13 protein-coding genes and 1 pseudogene are annotated in these 15004 nt (G+C 36.7%); 13 read left to right on the top strand and 1 reads right to left on the bottom strand.

The window, feature by feature from the left end; genetic code table 11:
* Positions 1–2 precede the first annotated feature (2 nt).
* Genes ACSHW7_RS01105 through ACSHW7_RS01085 form a run of 5 tightly spaced genes read left to right on the top strand, consistent with a single transcriptional unit; the run spans position 3 to position 5581 of the window.
* Positions 3–539, top strand: a complete 537-nt coding sequence (locus tag ACSHW7_RS01105) for a DUF3341 domain-containing protein (protein ID WP_435677470.1) — start codon at positions 3–5, stop codon at positions 537–539.
* A gap of 1 nt (position 540) precedes the next feature.
* On the top strand, positions 541–1227 hold the full coding sequence (locus tag ACSHW7_RS01100) for a c-type cytochrome (protein WP_435677469.1): 687 nt from the start codon (positions 541–543) through the stop codon (positions 1225–1227).
* 27 nt (positions 1228–1254) lie between these two features.
* Positions 1255–2646, top strand: coding sequence for a quinol:cytochrome C oxidoreductase (locus tag ACSHW7_RS01095; protein WP_435677468.1), 1392 nt, complete (start codon positions 1255–1257; stop codon positions 2644–2646).
* Between the two features lie 25 nt (positions 2647–2671).
* The gene (locus tag ACSHW7_RS01090) at positions 2672–3739 is read left to right on the top strand and encodes a cytochrome c oxidase subunit II (protein WP_435677467.1); all 1068 of its coding nucleotides are present in this window, start codon (positions 2672–2674) and stop codon (positions 3737–3739) included.
* Between the two features lie 15 nt (positions 3740–3754).
* Positions 3755–5581 (top strand): cytochrome c oxidase subunit I, encoded by a 1827-nt coding sequence (locus ACSHW7_RS01085; RefSeq protein ID WP_435677466.1) that lies wholly within the window; start codon positions 3755–3757, stop codon positions 5579–5581.
* 222 nt (positions 5582–5803) lie between these two features.
* Here the strand turns inward: ACSHW7_RS01085 and ACSHW7_RS01080 are convergent, their stop codons facing one another.
* Positions 5804–6313, bottom strand: coding sequence for a peroxiredoxin-like family protein (locus tag ACSHW7_RS01080; RefSeq protein WP_435677465.1), 510 nt, complete (start codon positions 6311–6313; stop codon positions 5804–5806).
* 190 nt (positions 6314–6503) lie between these two features.
* Between ACSHW7_RS01080 and ruvB the strand changes: the two genes are divergently transcribed.
* The 8 genes and pseudogenes from ruvB to ruvA all read left to right on the top strand — a co-directional run bounded on the left by ruvB (position 6504) and on the right by ruvA (position 14970).
* Entirely contained in the window at positions 6504–7526 is a 1023-nt protein-coding gene (gene ruvB, locus ACSHW7_RS01075; RefSeq protein WP_435677464.1) for a Holliday junction branch migration DNA helicase RuvB, read from the top strand.
* Between the two features lie 9 nt (positions 7527–7535).
* The gene (locus ACSHW7_RS01070; RefSeq protein WP_435677463.1) at positions 7536–8861 is read left to right on the top strand and encodes a cytochrome P450; all 1326 of its coding nucleotides are present in this window, start codon (positions 7536–7538) and stop codon (positions 8859–8861) included.
* Positions 8862–8896: 35 nt separating this feature from the next.
* Positions 8897–9819, top strand: a pseudogene (gene queG / locus ACSHW7_RS01065) (tRNA epoxyqueuosine(34) reductase QueG).
* A 173-nt stretch (positions 9820–9992) separates the two neighbouring features.
* Entirely contained in the window at positions 9993–10535 is a 543-nt protein-coding gene (locus ACSHW7_RS01060) for a hypothetical protein (RefSeq protein WP_435677462.1), read from the top strand.
* 53 nt (positions 10536–10588) lie between these two features.
* Entirely contained in the window at positions 10589–11161 is a 573-nt protein-coding gene (locus ACSHW7_RS01055; RefSeq protein ID WP_435677461.1) for a DUF6252 family protein, read from the top strand.
* A gap of 10 nt (positions 11162–11171) precedes the next feature.
* Complete coding sequence (locus tag ACSHW7_RS01050; RefSeq protein WP_435677460.1) at positions 11172–11657, top strand: DUF6252 family protein; 486 nt, start codon at positions 11172–11174, stop codon at positions 11655–11657.
* 204 nt (positions 11658–11861) lie between these two features.
* Positions 11862–14162, top strand: coding sequence for an NADP-dependent malic enzyme (locus ACSHW7_RS01045; RefSeq protein ID WP_435677459.1), 2301 nt, complete (start codon positions 11862–11864; stop codon positions 14160–14162).
* Between the two features lie 226 nt (positions 14163–14388).
* Complete coding sequence (gene ruvA, locus ACSHW7_RS01040) at positions 14389–14970, top strand: Holliday junction branch migration protein RuvA (protein ID WP_435677458.1); 582 nt, start codon at positions 14389–14391, stop codon at positions 14968–14970.
* Positions 14971–15004: the final 34 nt, after the last annotated feature.

Raw genomic sequence — 15004 nt, 5'->3', positions numbered from 1 at the left:
GTATGGCTTCAAAAGTAGTTCATGCAATTTATAACGATGATGACATCTTAATGCAAGCGGTGAAACAAACGCGTGCAGAGAGTTATCATATTGAAGAGGTTTATACACCCTTCCCCGTTCACGGGCTTGATAAAGTGATGGGTCTTGAGCCTACGCGTATAGCCATTACATCATTTATGTATGGCCTAGTTGGGTTGAGTGTAGCTGTTGTTATGATGAATTTTATCATGATTGAAGATTGGCCACAGGATATTGGGGGTAAGCCAAGTTTCAGCTATATCGAAAATATGCCAGCATTTGTACCTATTATGTTTGAGTTAACTGTGTTTTTTGCAGCTCACTTAATGGTAATTACCTTTTACATGCGTAGTAAATTGTGGCCTTTTAAAAAAGCCGAAAATCCTGACGTAAGAACAACAGATGACCATTTTTTAATGGCTGTTGACGGTGGAAATCATGACTTGGACAAACTATCTAAGTTTTTATATGATACAGGAGCGTTAGAAATAAGTATAGTAGAATCTGAAGATGATCATTAATATGAAGAACATTGTAAACTATAGCATCGCATTGATAGCATTATTAGGTATGGTTTCCTGCGGAAGCGATAATAAACCTAATTATCAATATATGCCAAACATGTACGTACCTGTGGGTTATGAAACGTACGGTGAGTATGGTGTTTTTGAAAATGGAATGGAAGCAATGCTACCTGTAGAAGGTACAGTTCCAAGAGGGTTCCAAATATATGACTATAAGAATACCACTGAGGAACTAAACAGAGCAAAAGCCGAATTAAAAAATCCTTTACCTGTAACGGAAGAAAACCTAGCGGCAGGTTCACAATTATATACAATCTATTGTGCTGTTTGTCATGGTGACAAAGGAGACGGAAATGGAATTTTAATGCAACGAGAAAAAATATTGGGAATTCCTAGTTATGCTGCCGAAGGAAGAAATATTACTGAAGGTGGTGTATATCATGTACAAATGTATGGTTTAAATACAATGGGTTCTTATGCATCTCAAACGAATGAAATGGAGCGCTGGCAAATTACACATCATGTGATGAATTTGAAAGCAGTATTAGAAGGACGACCAATTAATGAGCCTGTAAAAGTTAACGATGGTGACAATCCTCAAAAAGTAACACTTGCAACTCAAACAGCTGTTCCAGATGTATCAGAAGAGAGTGTGGAGGTTGACGGAAATTCAGAAACAAATTAATAAGCAACAAAGAGAATAGCTAAAGATATGGACTATAAGCTACCTAGTAAATTAAAATTGTTCGCAATCATTTTCATGGTGATTGGAGCTCTTGGTATTGCGGCAGGATTTTTAACCGCACCTAGTACTACTGCTGAAGTTAAAGAAATGATGGCTTCTCACGGAGATAGTCATGGAACTGAACGTGCTAGTGATAATGCACATGGTGCAGAAAGTCATGGTGTTGAATCTAACCACAATGAAGCACATGATTCTATGGATACTCATGAGGCTACAGGTGATCATAATGTAGAGAATGCGCATGATAGCGAAGAAGCTCATTTAGAGCATACCTTGCACCAATTACAAAATAGACCTTGGTCTGCTTTATACGTAGCTTGTTTCTTTTTCTTTATGATATCTCTTGGGGTTTTAGCTTTTTACGCTGTGAATTGGGCAGCACAAGCAGGATGGTCGCCAGTATTGTTTAGAGTGATGGAAGCAATTACAGCATATTTAGTTCCTGGAGGAATTATTATGTTTGTTCTTTTGGTAATTTCAGGATTGAACTTAAATCATCTTTTTGTTTGGGCAGACCCTGAGGTTGTTGCTCATGATGCCTTAATTAAAGGAAAATCAGGTTGGTTAAATGGATGGGGTTTAATTATTAGAGCAGCCATATTTTTAGGGGGTTGGATACTATATCGCACCTATGCCGTTAAGTTTTCAAGAAGAGATGACGAGGCTTCGGACAACACTTATTATAAAAAATCATTTAGAATTTCCGCAGCATTTCTTGTATTCTTTATTTATACAGAATCAATGATGTCTTGGGATTGGATTATGAGTTTTGACCCTCACTGGTTTTCAACATTATTTGGTTGGTACGTTTTAGCAGGTATGATGGTTTGCGGAATTACTACTATTGCATTGATTACCATTGTTCTTAAATCTCAAGGTCATTTACAGTTTGTAAATGATAGTCATATTCATGATTTAGCTAAATTCATGTTCGGGTTTAGTATTTTTTGGACGTACTTGTGGTTCTCACAATTTATGTTGATATGGTACGCAAATATCCCTGAGGAAGTAACATACTTTATTACAAGAATTGAGGACTTTAAATTGCCTTTCTTTGGAATGGTAGCTATGAATTTCTTATTCCCTGTATTGTTATTAATGAACAGTGATTATAAACGTGTTAATTGGTTTGTAGTTTTAACAGGTATTGTAATACTTGCTGGGCACTATATTGATATTTTTGTAATGGTAATGCCGGCAACAGTAGGAACGAGTTGGTTTATTGGTATTCCAGAAATTGGTTCGGTTTTATTCTTCTTTGGTCTGTTTGTATTTGTTGTATTTACAGCATTGACAAAAGCGCCGATGTTAGTGAAAAACAACCCATTCATTAAGGAAAGTAAGCACTTTCACTATTAATTAATTATTTAGAAGACAGATAACGATGACCGCATTTTTAGTTGTATTAGTAATCATTCTTTTCGGTATTACCGTACTACAGTTGGGTAAGATATTAAACATGTCTAAGTCAGCCGAAAAATTGGGTGAAGGCTCAGAAGTAGCTTCAAATAAAGACAACAACGTTAACGGATGGTTGATGTTAGGTTTTGCTATTTTTACCTACCTGCTTTTAATTGTTTGTTTTTACAAGTGGTGGGATGTTTTATTGCCACAAGCTGCATCTGAACATGGTTCAACGATTGATACATTAATGTTTGTGTCAATGAGCTTGATTTTTGTTGTAGGATTCTTTACCTTATGGTTGTTAAGTTATTTTGCTTTTAAGTACAGAGGAAATAGTACCAATCGAGCATTATTCTTTGCTGATAATGATAAATTAGAATTTATCTGGACAATTATTCCAGTTATAGTTTTAGCAGGTTTAATCATATACGGTCTTTTTACATGGACCGATATTATGAATGTTGATACTGAAGATGATCCAATGGTTGTTGAATTATATGCATATCAATTTGACTGGAGAGCTAGATACAGTGGTAAAGACAACACATTAGGTGATGCGAACGTAAGACTTATAGAAGGAGTTAATCAATTAGGTGTTGATGCTTCAGACCCTAATGCTCAAGATGATGTCGTTGTAAACGAATTGCATTTGCCAGTTGGAAGAAAAATATTATTTAAAATACGTTCTCAAGATGTATTGCACTCAGCATACATGCCTCATTTTAGGGCTCAGATGAATTGTGTTCCAGGTATGATTACACAATTTGCTTTTACCCCGACAATTACTACAGAAGAAATGCGCATGGATGATGAAGTGGTTGCTAAAGTGAGAAAAATTAATACTCTCAGAAGAGAGAAAAGTAAAGATTTAGCTGCTAAAGGTGAAGAAGCACTTGAGCCTTACGAATTTGATTACCTTTTATTGTGTAATAAAATTTGTGGTAGTAATCATTACAATATGCAAATGAAGATTGTTGTTGAATCTCAAGAAGATTACGATGCATGGCTTGCTACACAGCCTAACATTGCAACAGCATTAAAGAAATAAAAAGCTATAAAAGATATGTCAGCACACGCACACGACCTCGCAGTAGATCACCACGATGATCACGGGCATCATCATAAGGAAACTTTCATAACTAAATATATATTTAGTCAAGATCATAAAATGATTTCTAAACAATACCTTATTACAGGTTTGTTTATGGGAATTATAGGAATATCAATGTCCATCCTTTTTAGATTACAATTGGCATGGCCAGACCACCAGTTTACTATTTATGAAATATTACTTGGTAAATGGGGAGAAAATGGTGTAATGGATCCAAGTATTTACCTTGCACTAGTTACAATTCACGGAACCATTATGGTTTTCTTTGTACTTACCGCAGGATTAAGTGGTACTTTTAGTAACCTTCTTATTCCACTCCAGATTGGAGCTCGAGACATGGCCTCAGGTTTTCTGAACATGATTTCATATTGGTTGTTCTTTTTGTCGAGTTTAATCATGGTTCTTTCCTTATTTGTCGAGGCAGGACCTGCATCTGCAGGTTGGACAGTATATCCGCCTTTAAGTGCATTGCCACAAGCAATTCCAGGTTCAGGTGCAGGAATGACATTATGGTTAGTTTCTATGGCAATATTCATTGCTTCGTCATTAATGGGTTCATTGAATTACGTAGTAACCGTAATCAATTTACGTACTAAAGGAATGTCAATGACGCGCTTGCCATTAACAATTTGGGCATTTTTTGTGACTGCAATTATTGGTATCGTTTCTTTCCCTGTATTACTTTCAGCAGCATTAATGTTGATAATGGACAGAAGTTTCGGAACTTCATTCTTCTTATCAGACATTTATATAGCAGGAGAAGTACTCCATAATCAAGGAGGTTCACCTGTATTGTTTGAGCATTTATTTTGGTTCTTAGGACACCCAGAAGTATATATCGTTATACTTCCGGCAATGGGGATGGTTTCAGAAATTATGGCGACAAACGCTCGAAAACCTATTTTTGGGTACAGAGCAATGGTAGCTTCAATTTTAGCGATTGCCTTTTTGTCAACGATTGTTTGGGGTCACCATATGTTCCTTTCTGGTATGAATCCATTCCTTGGTTCGGTATTTACTTTTACAACATTGTTGATTGCTATTCCTTCAGCAGTAAAATCATTCAACTGGATAACCACGCTCTGGAAAGGTAATCTTCAAATGAATGTTGGTATGCTCTTTTCCATTGGGTTTGTTTCAACTTTTATTACTGGAGGTCTTACAGGTATTATCTTGGGAGATAGCGCGCTTGATATAAATGTTCACGATACTTATTTTGTAGTGGCTCACTTTCACCTTGTAATGGGTATATCTGCACTTTATGGTTTATTTGCTGGGGTTTATCATTGGTTCCCTAAAATGTTTGAAGGCAAATTGATGAATAAAAATTTAGGATACGTTCATTTTTGGGTAACTGCAATTGGAGCGTATGGAGTCTTCTTCCCTATGCACTTCATCGGTATGGCAGGATTGCCACGTCGTTATTATACAAACACGGCATTCCCTTACTTTGATGATTTGACAGATGTAAACGTTGTGATTTCAATCTTTGCATTCATAACAGCTGCAGCACAAATTGTGTTCTTGTATAACTTTATTCATTCTATGTTCTACGGAAAAGTGGGGCCTAAAAATCCTTGGAAGGCGAATACACTTGAGTGGACTGCCGAAGTAAAACACATACACGGAAACTGGGATGGACCTATCCCCGAAGTACACCGTTGGGCATATGATTACAGCAAGTTAAATAACGACGAAACTGATTATGTGATTGCTGGTCAAGATTATGCGCCACAGCATATTCCACTTCAGGAAAACGAAGACGAAATGCATCATTAAATACCCAAAGTTGAGTGTAAATAATTCACGATTTTAAAATTCCCTTTCATCAATGATGAAAGGGAATTTTATATTTACTATGCTTCGGAAATTTTAAAATATACCCACTATTGGGTATTGATTTAATCTTGATGCCTCATTACATTTGTCAATATTAAAACCAATAATTTTGAGGAGAATTATTTGGAACTTTAAAAAACGTCTCTATCGTAGAGGCGTTTTCTATTTTCCACCTCTTGCAGGATAGTCCTCCTTTTGAATAAAGTCAATGGCATTCAACACATCTTTAAAGTTGGGTCGAGCAAATGGCATTGTTTGAACTGATGAAAAATAAAGTTTTTGTTTGTTATCAATTAAAAACAATCCAGGTTCCGAAAATAGTTTAGGTTCTTTGTCTGATATTGCTTCACTAATATAAAGTCCCCATTCTCTAGCTTTTTCTTCAGTCATTTCATATCCAACAGGAAGCTTAGCAATATCCCATTCTTCGCCTGCTTTTTTTGCTCTTTTTTCACTATCCATACTTGCTGCAAATAAGTGAACACCACGTTCTGTAAAATCTTCAATTTTTGTGGTTAGTTCCTCAAGATATTTTTTACAAACGGGGCAGTGTAGCCCTCTATAAAAAACAATTAATGTATAATTTGGAGCATTTTGTTTTACGAGAGACCATTGTGTGTCATTTATTAAATTGAGGTCTAAATTGGGTATATTGTTTTTTGGTAAAATCATAATAATATGTGTCTGTGTATTTAAATTAATAAATTTCTTTTATCTTAATATAACAATCTATCCTATCTTTTCTTCCCAACACACCGCCAATTACTTATTAAGGAAAAGTGAAAGTTTAAATGATTTTATTCATTATTCATGAAAGTATAATTTCAGAATTTATCCCTAAACCCTTTGTATATTTGTCTATATGAATGAGCATCTAGATCCTTCCGAAGAACACTTAACACCACAAGATTTAGACGTAGAAAAAAAATTACGTCCGCTTTCTTTTGATGACTTTACAGGGCAAGACCAAGCACTTGAAAATTTGCAAATATTTGTACAGGCTGCAAACCTTAGAGAGGAAGCTCTGGACCACACACTTTTTCACGGTCCTCCAGGACTTGGGAAAACCACACTTGCCCACATACTTGCCAATGAACTGCAAGTAGGTATCAAAGTAACATCTGGACCTGTGCTCGATAAACCGGGCGATCTTGCTGGATTATTGACAAATCTCGATGAACGTGATGTTTTATTTATTGATGAAATACACAGATTGAGCCCCATTGTAGAGGAATATCTATACTCCGCAATGGAGGATTATAAAATAGATATCATGATAGAATCTGGGCCTAATGCGCGTTCTGTCCAAATCAATCTGGCACCATTTACCCTTGTGGGTGCCACCACGCGCTCGGGTTTATTGACGGCTCCCATGCGCGCCCGTTTTGGCATCGCTTCTCGTTTGCAATATTATACTACTGAGTTGCTAACCACCATTGTGCAACGCAGTGCTACTATTCTAGATGTGCCTATTTCTATGGAAGCGGCCATTGAAATCGCTGGCCGAAGTAGAGGCACACCCCGTATTGCAAATGCATTACTGCGTCGTGTTCGCGATTTTGCTCAAATTAAGGGCGACGGAAATATTAATATCGAGATAGCCAGATTTTCATTAAAAGCTTTGAATGTTGACGCTTTTGGATTGGATGAAATGGATAACAAAATCCTCACAACAATTATCGATAAATTTAAAGGTGGCCCCGTGGGCATCACAACCATCGCCACCGCAGTTTCCGAAAGTCCCGAAACCATTGAAGAAGTATATGAGCCATTTTTAATCCAACAAGGCTTCATCATGCGCACACCTAGAGGAAGAGAAGTAACCGAAGCCGCCTACAAACATTTAGGAAAACACAAAGGACCCACGCAAGGTGGATTGTTTTAATACTAGCCCATGCAAAAAATTCCAGAAGTTTCAGTACTTACATTTCTTCAACATTCATTAAAGATTTTAAAAAACCCGTTGCCGTTTCATCATTCTAAATTTGAATCGTTGGGCGATACCTTTCGTTTAAAATTAGGGTTTGGGAATTCGGTAGTTTTTTCAAGGGATGCTGGGTTTTTGCAATACGCACTTCAAAAAAATCAAAAGAATTTTACAAAGTCACCTATACAAACAAAGGACTTGGCCAAATATGTGGGACATGGATTGCTCACTTCAGAAGGGGAGCTTTGGCAAAAACAGCGAAAACTCATTCAACCGGCGTTTCATAAAAAACAACTCGTTAATTTATTGGGCAGCATTCAAAATGCCATTGACGCTGAAATTTCAAAAATTGAAACCAATCGCCCGTTCAATATATTTCCCATGTTTAATGATTTGGCGTTTCAAACTGTGGTGCAGTCACTTTTCAGCAATGCTGCAAATCAAGATCAAATAAACAAACTGCAACATATTACCGAGGAGGTTCAAAAAATGTTGGTCAGAGAATTACGGCAGCCCTATTTAATTTGGTGGTTTCAAGGTAGTGGAAAAATTAAAAGGCATTTAAAGCTTATTCAGGGAGCACGGGATATTTTAAGGGAGCTCGTTTCCGAAAGGAAAAAAAGCAACACCCGTCATGATGATTTGTTAGATATGTTACTCGACGCTCGCTACGAAAATGGAGATGCCATGGATGACGAGCAATTGATAGATGAAATTTTAATTTTATTCACCGCGGGTCACGAAACCACATCAAATGCATTAACCTTTGCGGCGCAATTGGTGGCGAGCCACCCAGAGTCTCAGCAAAAGATTTTGGAGGAAATAAAAGGCTTCAGGAGTGAAACTGAGTCATTAATGGAGCAGTTGAAAAACAGTCCATACACCACTAGCGTTATCGAAGAAACCATGCGATTGTATCCGCCGGCATATTTTATTGATCGGATTAATATTTCTGAAGACAGTTACAATGAAACCCCAATCCCAAAAGGATCTAATCTTTTGTTTTCGTTATATGAAATCCACAGACATCCAGACTTTTGGGAAGAACCATTGGCGTTTAAACCTTCGCGATTTTTGGATACACCAAAGAATACATATTCATCCTATTATTTCCCATTTGGCGCTGGACCGCGCATGTGTATCGGTAATAATTTTGCAATGTACGAAATGGTTTTAGCAGTTCAAACACTCGTAAAAAACTTTAAAATTGAAACTAAAAAAACGCCCATCGAAATACTACCGTTGATTACTTTAAAACCAAAAAATGCTACCTTAGTGTTTCAAAAAAGGTAGTAATTAATTCTTCGGAAATTTTAATAAACCAAACCATAAACCATAAAAATCAATATACAAAACTCATAAAAACCGAAGCCTCTCGCCTCGGCTTTCTATCTTGCGGTATCTCCAAAGCCGAATTCCTCGAAGACGAAGCTCCAAGACTGGAAGCTTGGCTCAATAAGAATATGCACGGCGAGATGGCATACATGGAAAACCATTTTGACAAACGCTTGGATCCCACAATACTGGTTGAAGGTTCAAAAAGTGTGATTTCATTATTGCTCAATTATTATCCTTCGGAAATCCAAAACCCTGAAAGTTATAAAATTTCAAAATACGCGTACGGCACCGATTATCATTTTGTCATAAAAGATAAATTGAAACAACTACTTTATTTTATAGAAGATGAAATAGGAGAAGTCCACGGTCGGGCTTTTGTAGATTCGGCACCTGTGTTAGACAAAGCGTGGGCAGCAAAGAGCGGATTGGGTTGGATAGGAAAACACAGCAATTTATTGACCCAAAAAGTAGGGTCTTTCTATTTTATTGCCGAGTTAATTGTTGATCTTGAACTGGAATATGATGCTCCAGTAACAGATCATTGCGGTAGCTGTACTGCCTGCATAGATGCCTGCCCCACGCAAGCCATTGTTGAGCCGTATAAAGTGGACGGCAGTAAGTGCATTAGTTATTTTACCATCGAGTTGAAAAACGAAATCCCAACAGTTTTTAAAAATCAATTAGACGATTGGATGTTTGGGTGCGACGTTTGCCAAGACGTGTGCCCGTGGAACCGTTTTAGTACATCTCACCGTGAACCTCTTTTTAATCCGCATCCTCAATTATTGTCAAAAGATAAAAAAGAATGGGAAGAGATTACAAAAGAAGTGTTCAATGAAATCTTCAAAAAAGCCCGGTCAAACGTACCAAATTTAAAGGGTTGAAAAGAAATATTGATTTCTTGAAAAAATAAAAAAAATTTTTCTACACCATATTCCTATTTCAATATCTACAATTAAGTTACTGTAATTCAATCGATTAATACCAATTTTATCTTCATTGTAGTTGTTAGTTGGAATAACGCTATAGTTTTTTGTTAACCTATTTGTCTTCAGGTTCATCAAATAGAAACTTAAAAAACTAACAATGAACATTCAATTTAAAAAACTAGCAACAATTACAATATTATCCATGAGCTTGTGCTTAGGCTTAATTTCTTGTGACAAAGGAGATGATGGCACTAACGAGGAACAAATAGAACAAATGGGGCAAGGAGATGGTTATGGTGATAATAACGGTGACCCACTTGATTTGAGTGGTAATTTTTCAGTAAAAATTAATGATATCGCCTTTGTACCTACTGAGCTTTTAGCCGTAGAAAGTGGTTTTGAAGAATCGATGTATATCGAAGTTACTGATGGTTCGAATAAAATTATAATGGTAATCCAAGAAGATCTGAGTCCGGGCATTTACACATTTGGCGATACCATTTCTACTTCGGTAGTCGTTGATGGCTTTCCAGAGTTTTCAAACATAAATCCTACAGGTACATTGACCATTACAACACATGATTTAGTTAACAATATATTTATCGGCACATTTTCATTCAAAGTTGAGAGTGTGTATCACAATAGCACAATAACCTTAACCGATGGCGAATTTGATTTCGTCTATATACAAGGAACTTAATATAAGATAACTCAAAAACAAAAAAATTAATTTAAAATCACAAAACATCTATTATGAACATTCAATTTAAAAAACTAGCAACAATTACAATATTATCCATGAGCTTGTGCTTAGGCTTAACATCTTGCAATAAGAGTGATGATGCCATTATCGAAGAACAAATGGGTCAAGGGGATGGAGACGATGATGGAAATCCAATTGATTTAAGTGCAAACTTTTCAGCATCTATTGATGGTGAAACATTTATCCCAACTGAGGTAACCGCATCAAAAATTGCTATTGATAACCAAGTAGGACTAACTATTGGAGCTACTAACGGCGACAAATATCTTTTGAGTATTGTTGTTCAAGCGGGGCAGGATTTAAGTATTATAAGCTTAGACCCAGGAACCTATGATTTTGATAATAATAGCTATGCACTTTTGGTAAAAACTAACCCAGATGACTCTCAAGTTTACACAACAACAATAATTGATGGTGGTTCGGGTACATTCACAATCGCCAGCCATAATAGAGCAGCAAAAACTATTAGCGGCACCTTTAATTTTGTCTCTACCAATGTTGACAATACAGTTGATTTCAATGTTACAAACGGGGCATTTGACATAACATATATTACTAATTAATTAAAATATCATGAAATCAAAATTAAATATATCAAGATTTATGCTCAGTATTCTTGTGTGCTTTACATTTTTCTTAAGCAGCTGTAGCGATGACAATCCTTTACCGGGAATTAACGGTGGTTTGTTTGGAGGTAGCCTTACGGCAAATGTAGATGGCATTCCATACACTGCAACTTTTATAAATGCAGAAATATTAGAGGGCGAATTGGGGATTTATACATTGGACGATGGGGGTAATATTCTAAACTTGCAATTTCCAAATAGTTATGGAGTGGGTTCATATTCGCTTGACACACCTGAGGCTGGTGGAGCTGTGGTTAATGAGCCTGCCGGAAATATAGCCGGCGGGAGTATTTCTGGCACCCTTACCATTACTGAAAAGAATACCAGCTCAAAAAAGATAACCGGCATTTTTAATTTTGTAGCCGATATAGATTTGAACGGCGACAACACTATAAATGTCAATGCGGGTTCCTTTTCGGTTACCTATAAATAATTAGCCATTATTTTAAAACTGAAGCCCTTGTGTGTTTGCGCAAGGGTTTTTCTTTACCTCAATTTGATGAAGTTAACTTTCTAATAATCAAAATGTAAATAATATTATTTTTTCTTTCTGAAATGTGCCATAAATAAACCTGCTTGTATACCCTCAATTCCCGTTACTCTGTTATTTTTGTAGTACTTGTTAATTGAAATTTTTATGAGCAAACAATCCAAACGTCGCGAAGCTTTATTATATCATGCAAAACCCACACCAGGTAAAATTGCAGTAGTGCCCACAAAAAAATACGCATCACAGCGAGACCTTTCTTTAGCATACTCGCCCGGTGTGGCTGAGCCATGTTTAGAGATTGCAAAAGATAAAAAGAACGTCTATAAATATACCTCAAAAGGTAATCTTGTCGCAGTAATCTCAAACGGGACAGCAGTGTTAGGTTTGGGAAATATTGGTCCCGAAGCTTCAAAACCCGTAATGGAAGGAAAAGGATTGCTCTTTAAAATTTTTGCAGATATTGATTGTTTTGACATCGAAGTAGATACTGAAGATGTAGAATCTTTTATCGAAACGGTAAAAAACATAGCACCTACATTTGGGGGGATAAATTTAGAAGACATAAAAGCCCCAGAAGCTTTTGAAATTGAACGTCGTCTTAAAGAAGAGCTGGATATTCCTGTAATGCACGATGATCAACACGGTACTGCAATTATTTCTGCGGCTGCTCTGATCAATGCGCTAGAATTGACAGATAAAAAAATTGAAGAGGTACGGTTTGCTGTTTCTGGTGCTGGATCAGCGGCTATTTCATGTATGAATTTGTATGTTTCTTTAGGCGCAAAACTAGAGAATATAGCGATGTTTGATTCGGAAGGACTCTTGGATATAGGCCGGACAGATTTGTCACCCATGCAAAATGTTTTTCGGACCGATAAAAAATATAACTCGCTTGCAGATGCAATGATAAACGCAGATGTATTTTTGGGGTTGTCCGTCGGAAATATAGTAACTCAAGAAATGGTGAAATCCATGGCAGCAAATCCTATTGTCTTTGCCATGGCAAATCCCACGTCCGAAATATCATACGAAGAGGCAATTGCTTCGAGAGATGATATTATTATGGCGACTGGTAGAAGCGACTACCCCAATCAAGTAAATAATGTACTCGGATTCCCTTTTATTTTTAGAGGTGCATTAGATGTTCGAGCTACAAAAATTAATGAGGCTATGAAAATGGCGGCCGTAAAAGCGCTTGCCGCATTAGCAAAAGAGCCTGTACCAGAGCAGGTTAATATTGCATATCAAGAAACGAAGTTAAATTTTGGTCGGGATTATATTATTCCAAAACCTTTTGACCCTCGTTTAATAACAACAGTACCACCAGCGGTTGCAAGAGCAGCTATGGAGAGTGGAGTAGCTAAAGCACCAATTAAAGATTGGGAAAAATATGTGGATGAACTCAATGAAAGGATGGGAAGCGATAATAAAATCATTCGATTATTGATGGGGCGAGCAAAACGTGACCCAAAACGAATTGTATTTGCTGAAGCTGACCATCTTGACGTATTAAAAGCAGCTCAAATTGTCAATGAAGAGGGTATAGGAATTCCTATTTTGTTGGGAAGAAAGGATGTGATAAAAGAGTTAATGGAGCAAATAGATTTTGACGCTGAAGTTGAAATCATTGACCCAAAAAGTGATGAACAGTCTGAGAAATTAAATTATTATGCTGAAAAGCATTGGCAAAATAGAAGACGTAGAGGAGAATCTTTATATGACGCTCAAAATAATATGCGATTGCGCAATTATTTTGCCGCAATGATGGTAAATGAGGGGGATGCAGATGCAATGATTTCTGGATATTCTAGATCATATCCCTCTGTTGTAAGACCTGTGCTTGAAACCATTGGTCGTTTTGATGGTGTAAGTAAAGTGGCTACTACCAATATGATGATGACAAGAAGAGGTCCTATTTTCCTTTCGGACACATCAATAAATATTGATCCAACTGCAAAGGAACTTGCCAAGATTGCACAGATGACTAACTATACCATGAAAATGTTTGGTTTGACACCAGTAATTGCAATGATTAGTTATGCAAACTTTGGTTCTTCAAAAGACCCACATGCAACTAAAGTTAGTGAAGCCGTAGCGTATTTACATCGTACTAATCCAGACATGATAATTGATGGTGAACTCCAAACCGATTTTGCGCTCAACCCAGAAATGCTTCAGAAAAAATTCCCGTTTTCTAAATTGGCTGGAAAAAAAGTAAATGCACTTATTTTTCCCAACTTAGACTCTGCAAATAGCAATTACAAATTACTAAAAGAACTTAACGGAGTGGAGTCTATTGGTCCCATCATGTTGGGAATGCGCAAACCTGTTCATATTTTACAACTAGGAGCGAGTGTAGAAGAGATAGTCAATATGGCTGCTGTTGCTGTGGTGGATGCACAACAAAAAGAGAAGCGTGAGAGTAAAGGGAATAAAATAAAAATGTAGAAAATTCATATAGATTGTTCTCTCTAAAACTGAATTAAAAACGTTATTTCCAGCTTTAATATTTCCGCAGAAAAAGTGATGTCAAATTTTAAATTTGTTGTTCTTTAAAATCATATTTCAGAGGTAGTTTACCACTTCTAGATTTTAGGCAATTTTTGAGCATTTACGGGATGGCTTACCCCAATAAATTATATTATATTTGGCGACGTTAACTTTTTATTAAGAGATGATCACACACCTTCAAGGTAGACTTAGTGAAAAAACACCCACACATGTAGTAATAGACTGTAATGGCGTGGGTTATTTTGTGAATATCTCTATGCATACTTTTTCTCAAATTTCTGATTCAGAAAACATAAAATTATTTACCCATTTGCAAGTGCGCGAAGATGCCCATATTTTGTATGGCTTTTCAAGCGTCGTGGAAAGGGAGATTTTTAGATTATTGATTTCGGTTTCAGGGGTGGGGACGAGTACCGCAAGAATAATGTTATCATCGCTTTCACCACAACAGGTGACTGAGGCGATTGCATCAAGTGACGTAGCGACTATACAATCTGTAAAAGGGATAGGCGCAAAAACGGCGCAACGAGTGCTATTGGATTTAAAAGATAAAGTTTTAAAAGTGTATGGCTTAGACGATCTTTCTATCGTTTCAAGCAATACGAATAAAAATGAAGCGTTATCTGCTTTGGAGACCTTGGGATTTGCGCGTAAACAAGCTGAAAAAGTTTGTGATAGCGTTGTTAAAGAAAATCCGCAGGCGACCGTTGAGGAAATAATAAAGCAGGCTTTAAAAAAAATATAATATTGGGTGCAAATAATTACGTGTACGGGAATAG

Source organism: Patiriisocius sp. (genome assembly GCF_051252435.1).
GTDB lineage: Bacteria > Bacteroidota > Bacteroidia > Flavobacteriales > Flavobacteriaceae > Patiriisocius.
This window is presented reverse-complemented; position numbering and strand designations above follow the sequence as displayed.